7 protein-coding genes and 1 pseudogene are annotated in these 9,888 nt (G+C 45.8%); 2 read left to right on the top strand and 6 right to left on the bottom strand.

The features are described 5' to 3' along the window. Positions 1–218: 218 nt before the first annotated feature. The 6 genes and pseudogenes from FS806_RS24280 to FS806_RS24255 all read right to left on the bottom strand — a co-directional run. The gene (locus tag FS806_RS24280; RefSeq protein WP_144941821.1) at positions 219–1,055 is read right to left on the bottom strand and encodes a sugar phosphate isomerase/epimerase family protein; all 837 of its coding nucleotides are present in this window, start codon (positions 1,053–1,055) and stop codon (positions 219–221) included. Positions 1,056–1,221: 166 nt separating this feature from the next. Then, entirely contained in the window at positions 1,222–2,148 is a 927-nt protein-coding gene (locus tag FS806_RS24275) for an ROK family protein (protein WP_144941819.1), read from the bottom strand. Positions 2,149–2,219: 71 nt separating this feature from the next. Beyond that, positions 2,220–3,158, bottom strand: coding sequence for a DUF4434 domain-containing protein (locus FS806_RS24270; RefSeq protein ID WP_144941818.1), 939 nt, complete (start codon positions 3,156–3,158; stop codon positions 2,220–2,222). Between the two features lie 106 nt (positions 3,159–3,264). Next, positions 3,265–4,173 (bottom strand): N-acetylmuramic acid 6-phosphate etherase, encoded by a 909-nt coding sequence (gene murQ, locus FS806_RS24265; RefSeq protein ID WP_144941816.1) that lies wholly within the window; start codon positions 4,171–4,173, stop codon positions 3,265–3,267. 461 nt (positions 4,174–4,634) lie between these two features. Beyond that, entirely contained in the window at positions 4,635–4,910 is a 276-nt protein-coding gene (locus FS806_RS24260; RefSeq protein ID WP_144941814.1) for a hypothetical protein, read from the bottom strand. Positions 4,911–5,226: 316 nt separating this feature from the next. Next, a pseudogene (locus FS806_RS24255) lies at positions 5,227–5,361 on the bottom strand (YkuS family protein); the annotation flags it as partial. A 651-nt stretch (positions 5,362–6,012) separates the two neighbouring features. Here FS806_RS24255 and FS806_RS24250 point away from each other — a divergent pair. After that, the gene (locus tag FS806_RS24250; RefSeq protein ID WP_144941810.1) at positions 6,013–7,821 is read left to right on the top strand and encodes an ATP-dependent nuclease; all 1,809 of its coding nucleotides are present in this window, start codon (positions 6,013–6,015) and stop codon (positions 7,819–7,821) included. A 28-nt stretch (positions 7,822–7,849) separates the two neighbouring features. After that, positions 7,850–9,595, top strand: a complete 1,746-nt coding sequence (locus FS806_RS24245; RefSeq protein ID WP_144941807.1) for a UvrD-helicase domain-containing protein — start codon at positions 7,850–7,852, stop codon at positions 9,593–9,595. The last annotated feature ends 293 nt before the right edge of the window (positions 9,596–9,888 follow it).

Raw genomic sequence — 9,888 nt, 5'->3', positions numbered from 1 at the left:
AAAAAAAATGAATTGGCAAGGGTCTAGTTTCGTATTGCCTAAAAGTTACTTTAAGCGTATCTAGATTTTCAAGGTAGTTTTTAGTCATTTTGCGCCATTCGCCTCAATCTACCTGCATAAAATACAGTTAAGGAACTGGTCACAAGGGCGGATCCGACTTATAACGGGGTTCCGTTCGTATGGCCCGGCAAAGATTCTTTCCCGAAAAAGCCCTCTTGTTAGCAAGGCATCCGGCTTCTTACATAGTCCAACGCTTCGTCGATCTCGTGCGGTTGGAGCCCTTCGATGGATATGTCGATACAAGGCTTGTACTCGTGCAGCTTCTCCAGGAATCCGCTAATGTTAAAAGTTCCCGCCCCCGGCTTAACGACGTCTGGCCGTTCCCCTTCACGATAAACGGCATCTCTCAGGTGGGCCAATACGATTCTTTCCCCGAAAGTTTGCAGGGCCTGCCGCACAACCTCTTCCCGACTTGCGAAATTCCGATGATCAAGCAAATTGCATGGGTCGAAGACGACCCCGAGTGTACTGGAGGGGATTTCCTCCAAGATCCGCTTCATATGGTCAGCACTGGAGAGCGTATGTACGCAGACCGGCTCCAAACCGACGGTCACTCCCCATTTCTCCGCTTCTTCCGCTAACTCCGTGATACTCTCCTTTAACACCGTCCATCCGATCTCGAGGTATCTTTCGGGGTCCTGATAGCGGAACGTATCGTGATCTCCCGTCTCGGTAGCGACGATGGATGTGCCGAAGTCTCTAGCCAGCCGGAGATGTTCCTTGAAACGCCGGATTTCCTCGCGTCGGATTTCCGGATCGGGATGAATCGGATTTATATAGCAGCCGAGCACGCCGATGCGAATACCCTGCCGGTCAAAATGTTCAGCGATATAATTGGCCAACCCCGGACTTAATCGGCCCGTGCCCGTGTCGATGTCGCTGATTGCTTTGGTTAAAGCCAGTTGAACAAAATCAATCTTATGAGCCCCCAAAGTTTCGGTTAACTGTTTAAGCGGAAGCCTACCGACCGTATGGGCCAGAATTCCTAATCCCACTTGTCCACACTCCTGTTTGCTTTTGGACTTACTATAGCCTGTCGGGGAAATAGAAGCAAGAGTTTGACAAAAGTACAGCAAAATAGGTTAAGCCCCCCAAACGCCTGCTTCAGAGGGGCTAGAGGGCTTGCTTGATTCCAATGGTTAATAATCTCCCTCGCGGGGATTATTCCTCTGCCGATGCCAGCCAAGCTAGGCGGGCAGCGCCCATCCATCCCGCGGAGCCGCCTAGCTTGGCCGGCAGGATTTCAACCGGGCGATATACCGGCATCAGCCTGTCGTTCAACTGTTGGCGAAGCGGATCGAACAAGAAATCGCCTTGCGCCGTCACAGCGCCTCCGATAATAATGGTCTGCGGATTGAACGCATAAACCAGATTCACGAGACCGGCAGCAAGGTAGCCGATATAGGTGCGAATCAGCCTAACGGCAGCAGTCCCGCCGGAGCGGGCTTGCTCGAACAGCTGCTCCGGACTGGCTCCGGTGAAGCCCGCCTCTTCGGCCAGCTTAATCAGGCCTGTGACGGAGGCATAGCTTTCCCAGCAGCCGCTGCCGCCGCATGTGCAGGGTTTGCCCTCGTGAACGATTACCTGGTGGCCGAATCCGCCGGCATAACCGGCGCAGCCATAATCCGGCCTCCCATTCATGATCCGGCTGCCGCCAATGCCGGTGCCCAAGGTTACGCAGAGGAAGCCGTCCAGGCCGCGTCCGGCGCCTTGCCATCCTTCTCCGACAGCCAGGGCGTGGGCATCGTTAGCAACCACGACGGGCAGCCCTGATGCTTTCTCCAGCTCTTCACGCAGTCGGACACCGCTCCAGCCCGGAAGGTTCCCGCTGGCAAAAGGAACCGAGCCGTCACGAATATCGACGAACCCGGCCGTTCCGACCCCCGCTGCCGCCAGTCGCCAGCCGTTGAGTTCAGCCATACGGCGGTATTTCTCCAGCAGGCCTGCCAGCTTGCCGAGTAAGGCGTCTCTGCCCAATGAGGCTTCTGTAGGTACCGTATCGGTATGTACAGGCTGTCCGTCCCGGGATACTATTCCCGCTTTAATTTGAGTACCGCCGATGTCAATGCCGATCGCCAAAGTCGTCATCCGCGTTCCGCCTCCAGTCGATTCGGGCCGAACGGGAGCTGCCCCAATTCGGCCCTTGTTCCGTATACGAATTAGATTAATCCATGCTTGCGAATATATGCCATGTATTCCTCATACAGCTTGACGGAGGATTCGTCTCCCGCATGTACAGGGCTTCCGGGCTTGTTCATCATGCCCAGGTATTGGTAGCACAATATTTTATCAACGTGGCCCGATAACGTTTCCAACTGCCGGATAACTCTTTCCGGGGCTCCCGGATAAAGCACCTTGCCCTGAAAACGGAACACTTCCAGGTCCGCCCACAGCGGCTTGCCTGCCCGGTCGTGAGCCTCGCGCAATTTCGCGAACACTTCGTCTACAGCCTCGAAGGTGGTCCGGTTCACGCCAATTTCATCTTGATAGGCGATATAGTCTACCTCCAACGCTTTCAGCTGGTCGACAAATTTGTCATCCGCAACGATCGAACGGGTCCCGTACGGAGCGATCAATATTTTCTGGGGACCGACCTTCCGGCAATAAGCGGATAATTCATTGGCATAGGAGATGTATTCGTCCGGGAAGTAGGAATGAATGGCCGCTTCCACCGGAAAATACCAACCGGCGAATGAGGAATGGTGCCCGTATCGAGCCGCCAATTCGTCTGCGATCTCGTATCGGAGCCGGTTGCGGTCTCCGGTAATCGACAGGCTTCCCATAATCGGAGTGGTAAAGAAGCCCAACCCGACATAGATGGATATTCCCAGCCTGTCACCGGCCTTCAACACAGCCTCCAGCGGGTCCGGACATACGGTATCCCATCTCAGCGGAATAACCTCCGAAGGATAGAAGGCTTTGCCGTGCAGCGCCACTTGCAGCAGGACGAGCGTATCCATGCCGGCCTCGGCCATTTCTTCAAGCTTCTTGTCCCAATCCTGCTTCGTGAATTGCTGCGTAGTGGAGTTCCAGGTATCGCCTTCGTATGGATTCGGATGATAGAAATCAAACCAGGAGCCGCTAATTCTTTTTAACATGCTTATTGCCTCCTTAAATTTAAGAAGTGGAAGGGTCAACTTGTACGGTTGTGCTTGCTGATGGCTTCGCAAATTCATTCAAAAACGGTTAGGTGCTGATGTTTCTTCAATCCTTGTTCTGAGCTAAACGGATAGCGTCACGAACCCGGCCTCCGGACTGTTCCAATAGCCGGATAGAGGTAGCGGCATCCGTATCTGAGATCAGCAGCACAATGGCTGCTTTGACATTGTAACCGGTCTGCTGCAGAGCCTGGACCGCCGCTGCTTCCTCTTCGCCTGTCGCATTCGTTACGATCCGCTCGGCGCGCTGAAGCAGCTTGTTGTTCGTCGGCTGCATGTCGACCATGAAATTCCGGTAAACCTTGCCCAGCTTGACCATAGCTGCCGTGCTGAGCATGTTAAGAATGAGCTTCTGGGCTGTTCCCGCCTTCAGACGGGTTGAGCCGGTCAATACTTCGGGTCCTACCGGCACTTCAATGGCGATGTCCGCCGCCTGGCCGAGTGCCGAGCCCGCGCTGCAGCTCAGGCCGATCGTACGCGCCCCCGATTGCTTGGCGCAGGACAAGGCCCCAAGCACATACGGCGTCCGGCCGCTGGCGGCAATGCCGACGACTACGTCATTCGGCCCAACGGATCGGGCCCGCAGGTCGTCTGCCCCTTGCCGGGCATCGTCCTCGGCGGATTCGTCGGCCTGGATGAGCTGGCTCCCTCCCGCCAAGAGCGCCTGTACGGTCTCAGGAGGAGTGCCGAAGGTTGGCGGGCATTCGTACGCATCCAGCGCAGCCAGCCGGCCGCTCGTTCCTGCGCCGACATAGAACAGCCGGCCGCCCCGGCCTAATGCATCCGCAATGCAATCCACCGCCTGAGCTATGACGGGCAGATGCCGGCCGACAACGACAGGTACCTGCCGGTCCTCGTCATTCATGACTCGTAAGATTTGTTCCGTTGACATCTGGTCCAGGTCATCGCTGAGAGGATTGACCTGCTCGGTATCCAACCGATCGGTTTCGTTCATCTAGTACTGAGCTCCTTTAATCTCCGGAGGAAAACTCCAAAAATATATGGTTTATAAGGAAACTAACTCCATTATAAGAGGCGCTATCCTTAAAGTAAAGAAATAATTGCCAGTGGCGTGTATCCTGTTATTGGCAATGACAAAGGCAGTATTTCCTTCAATCTTACGGACATATCTGAGGCGCATTTTAAGAGATTATGCCGCGGAAATCCTTGAATGGAGTTGAGCAGACCGATGAAACCGTTCATAGCGATGGTGAATTTGCAGAATAGAGAAAGGAAACAATGAGGAGGATATTTTGGCGGAAAGTAAAACGACAAGCGCAGTGGATAACCATTATGAGATATGGAGTCAAAAAAATGATAAGGGATGGTTGTCACAGATTTGAACTGAAAGGACCAGGAAGGAAGGCCGTGATCCGGGTTCATTCCATAAGCATATGCCCGGTGCACGGTGCCCGGTCAGATCGGCATAAGATCCTGATGCTTGGCAAGCCTGGAGCAATCCCGGCATAAGCCTATGACCTTTCCTTCGTGGCCCGAATAGAAAGTCAGCGAATCAACCCTCTTTTTACAATAAGTGCATTTCTGAGCTCCACGGGCAGTCTTCTTTTTATATTGGGAGATATGAACGACATTTTGAGAGGTCTTTGGCTTGGAAAGGGAGCGGAAGAAGAACACGGCCAGTGCAATTCCGGCCAATCCGATGATTCCCGCAAGCAGCCATACGATTTTCATAATAACCTCCTCCTGTCTGCAGATGCATTTTTAATACTTTCATAGAACAAGACTTGTTCCGGCAACCCGAAGCAAGCACAATGTATTTCACTGGTTCGGGGATGGGGATGGAGATCATCCAGAGTGTGGTCATGTTGTTCGTCTTTCATCGATTGATATTTCTATTTTATCACTGAACCCGGGGACGTTCCATAGCATGTCTCGACAGGTGAAGAAGTAATAGAGTTCACTGACTTCCGGGGAGGACGCGGTTGCAAATCCGCCATAAAAAACTGCAGGGAGGCCCGGACGGCACTCCCTGTTGATTACGGCTCGTTTAGCTGATGGTTCTTTGATTCACCTGCTGGATAATCTCTTCAGTTGTCAGCCCTTGTGCATTAATGACAGATGCCCGGGTTTCGGCATTGGCGATTCCCATCACGTTCTGATCCTGACCGGAGATAACACAGCATTATGCGAACCTTTTTTTATCCCTTCAAAAATGCCCCGAACCCTTGTGCAGCAAGGGTTCTCCCTGCTTCTCTACTTCGCTTTTCTCGCTTCGTCTTCGCATAACTTTGATTTTCTCAGCTAAGATATACGAACCTGGCGCTGAAAATGTATATGAAGAAAAAGATATACGCACCTGATTTTTACGTGATATACGAAGCTGATGTTCAGGAGTATAACTTTTTATAATTCATCAGTCAAATGTGTAAAATATGTGACTGAAAAGTAGCTAATGTTTAACAAACTGAATCGAAACCGGAAGAAAGATTGCTTTTACCTATACTTTTGGCTTATCGAGGGAAACGAACAGAGAAGCACACGTTGGAATATGTTATGTTCGGTTACTGTAGTCTCTTGCATGACTAACTATCCATGCATAGGTACCAGGAGCAGAATATAGATTTCATTCTACTATACTCTCGGATATCAATAGAGTAGAAGTCTTATTTACATAGTTCTATAAAAGGGAAATGACGGAAGATGTCGAACTTAACTTGAGGGACGGTTGTCGTAGTACCTTTCAGGATAATGGAAAACAATCAGAGTGGATTCGCTTCAAAAAGGTAGATAAAATGTGCCTCTTCATTTGATTATTTGCGGAGGGTTGGTCTAAATGAAAATATCTAGATTAAAAGTAATGAATTTTAGAGGAATAAAAGAGTGTGAGGTTTTTTTGACAGGTAAGACTGTACTCGTAGGTGATAATAATATCGGGAAATCAACATTGCTTGAAGCCATAGATCTTGTTCTTGGACCAGAAAGACTTGCAAGATTTCCAGTTATTGATGAACATGACTTCTATGCTGGTGAATACCTTAATGAAAATAATGAATCAGTCGAAATTTTTATAGAGGTTATTGTGATAGATTTGAATGAAGAACAGCAGAGGCACTTTAGGAATCATCTTGAATGGTGGGACAATAATAATAAAACATTACTGGAAAGCCCTCCGCCAGAAGCTACAGATGAGAAAGGTGTTGAGGCCGCATTAAGAATATGTTTTAGAGGGAAATATGATAGCGATGAAGATGATTTTATAGGGAGAACATTTTTTATGTCGCCTCTGAAAGACGATGATTCTTTTGATATATTTGGAACCAAGGATAAGAGGCAGTGTGGTTTTTTATACCTAAGAACACTTAGAACTGGTTCACGAGCATTGAGTTTGGAGCGCGGTTCTCTTTTAGACATAATTATCAAATTAAAAGAAAAACAACTTCCTATGTGGGAAGAAGTATTAGCCCAACTGCGGACTATATCTGTGGCTGAAAATCCTGATTTAGGAGTAACCGATATCCTACAATCAGTTCAAAGCGCTATTCGTTCATTTGTTCCATCTGATTGGGCCGACAAGCCACATTTTCGAGTTTCAGACTTAACACGCTCAAATTTAAGGAAAATCCTTACTGTCTTTATGGGGACTGGTGCAACGCGTCATAATGGAGAAGAGTACTTTGCTCCATTCCAACATCAAGGGACGGGTACTATTAACACATTAGTACTTGCACTATTATCTATGATTGCGGAGTTAAAACAAAATGTTATCTTTGCAATGGAAGAACCAGAAATAGCAATTCCACCTGCTACCCAGAAGAGGATTATTCAAAGCATCAGTTCTAAGTCAGCTCAGGCTATTTTTACGTCACATTCACCATATGTTCTTGAGGAGTTCGACCCGTCCGAAATTCTTGTCATAAATCGTGAAAATGGAAAAATTGAAGGTACTCCTGCTCAGTATCCTCCAACAATTAAACCTAAAAAGTATAGAGATGAATTCAGAAGAAGATTTTGTGAAGCTTTACTTGCACGGAGGGTGTTAATAACGGAAGGGCGAACAGAATTTGACTCCATCCCAGCAGCAGCGAGGCGGTTACAGGAACTCTCTCCTTTTGAATTTAAGACTCTCGAAGAACTAGGATTTGCAGTTGTCAATGCTGAGGGAGAATCACAAGTAGCTCCACTTGGTGAGTATTTTCGTGGATTAGGCAAAGCCACATTCGCAGTATTTGATAAACAGAACGATACTGATAAGGCTGCAATCGAGAAATCCGTTGATCATCCATTCGAGGCACTGGAACGTGGGTTCGAAGATGTAATCTTAAATGGCTCCCAAGAAAGTGCACTTCGACGCTATGCCATGCTGCTTGTGAATACAGATGAATGGCCAGCGGGATTAAGTGCTCAAAAACCATTTGATGGTATTGAATTGACAGAGTTAAAAAAATCATTACGTGTATTTTTTGGGAAATCAAAGGCTACGGGAGTTACGGCTGATTTTCTGGGACAGTGCTCGAAAGAAGAAATGCCGGAATTTATTATAAGTACAATACAATCTATTCAAGCTATTGTGGAAGGGAATATTATTCCTTATAGTGAGGAAGTACTTGAGGATGAAGATGATGCTGAAGATTTTATTGAATAGATATCACATCTCTTAAAGAGGTGATCATATGTTTGTTCTTTCGGAAGAAAAGAAAAAATTATTGAAAACTGAGGGAAACCTGTTAGTACTTGGTGGTCCAGGATCTGGAAAGACAACAATAGCTTTGTTGAAAGCTAGAGATGTGATCGAGGGTGGTAATTTAAAACGAGGGCAGAAAGTGTTGTTTTTAAGTTTTGCAAGAGCTACTGTAACACGTATAGAGGAACAAGTTGGACAAATAATTAATAAATCAATTAGCAGTTGTCTTGAAGTAAATACATATCATAGTTTTACTTGGAATATTCTAAGGAGTCATGGATATTTAATTAATTCAAATGTTCCAATCAAATTGCTTACACCACCTGAAGCTGCTACCAAGCTTGCAAATATCACAGGAAACAAAGAACGAAACGCAGAGAAACTTAGATTGTTTGAAGAAGAAGGCATACTTCACTTTGATTTGTTTGCAAAATATGCAGGTGATCTGCTTGGAAGAAGTAACTCGCTTGCGAGTATTATCTCAGATTCTTATCCAGTTGTCATGCTTGATGAATTCCAGGACACAAACTCAGACGAGTGGGAACTTATAAAAGTAATTGGAAAACGGAGTACGCTTATAGCTTTAGCAGACGCAGAACAACGCATCTATGAATTTAGAGGAGCTGACCCTGCCAGAATAGGTCAGTATATATCACATTTTAGTCCGAAGCAATTTGATTTTGGAATAGAAAACAACCGTAGTAGTGATACTGATATTGTCCAATTTGGAAATGATCTTTTGACGGGAATGAATACTAAAAAGAGTTATAAAAATGTACATATTCTTTACTATCCTTATAGGAGTGGGTTTGGTACACATTTTGATTTAAAACTTGCTGTATGGCGTATTCGGAAGCGGTTAATAGAATTGGGAAAAAGGGACTGGTCCGTTGCTGTACTTGTTCCTTCAAAAAAATTGATGCTGGAAGTATCTGAATTTTTGGATTCAAAACAAGAGCTTCCAAACAACAAAACCTTCCCACGAATAGCTCATGAGGTGGCACTTGAAACAGCAGGCCCATCTTTAGCTGCTGTTCTGATTGCTCTATTGTTAGATATGGGTTCACAAAAACAAATTAAAGTAAGTGATGTAATAACATATTTATGTGATCATGCACGTGGCAGAAAAGGTGATGAACCGCCTAGCAAAGTTATACTGACAATAACTGATGCACTTATTGACTATGTGTCCACTAGGAAAATTGTGGGTTCGAAAAGAAAAGCTGTTATAAAGGATTGTGAAGAAGTAGCTAAGAAATGCAATTCATTAGATTTTTCAGGAAATCCCATAGAGGATTGGATGTTGGTAAGAAATATATTAGAAGAGAGTAGCTCTGATTTATTCAAGCAGCTTGTTTCTGATTCAAAATACTTGCGTTTAATGCATAAAGGTTCTGAACTTAGATCGAACTTGAGTAATTTATGGAGAACACATGGAAGTTATTTAGGAGGGATTCAAGCAGTTAAGTCATCTCTTTTGCAGGAGCATTTCTCATCTTCAAATAAGGTATGGATAGGTGTTAATGTGCTGACTATTCATAAATCTAAAGGTAAGGAGTTTGACGAGGTTATTATCTATGAAGGACGTTTTCACGGTAAAATTGGAAATAGGCAGGATGACAAGAAGAGGTTAGATCAAGCTCGTTTAAATTTTCGTGTTGCAGTCACAAGAGCTAAGAAAAATGTAACCATATTAACTCCGGAAAATGATATTTGTATCTTTTTGAAAGGGTGATGTAATGGAGTTTAGATGCAGAGATGTTACAATTATTCTTTCGAAAAATGAGCAGGCATATCAAACAATTATAAAGAAAATGCACAGAGACAGTCACTTGTATATAACAACATTCAATTTTAATATGCCCGACGAATTTGATGAACTTCTTTTGAAAAAAATAGAGTATGTTAATGATTTGAAGGTTATTTTTAACGTCTACCATTTTGATGGTAATATAATGGACTAAGAAAATTAGACAGCAAAAAAGGAGTTTCTTAGTTGTATGGCAACGATGAGGAGAAAGTTCACAC

This window comes from Paenibacillus sp. 32O-W, assembly GCF_007679495.1.
GTDB lineage: Bacteria > Bacillota > Bacilli > Paenibacillales > NBRC-103111 > Paenibacillus_L > Paenibacillus_L residui.
This window is presented reverse-complemented; position numbering and strand designations above follow the sequence as displayed.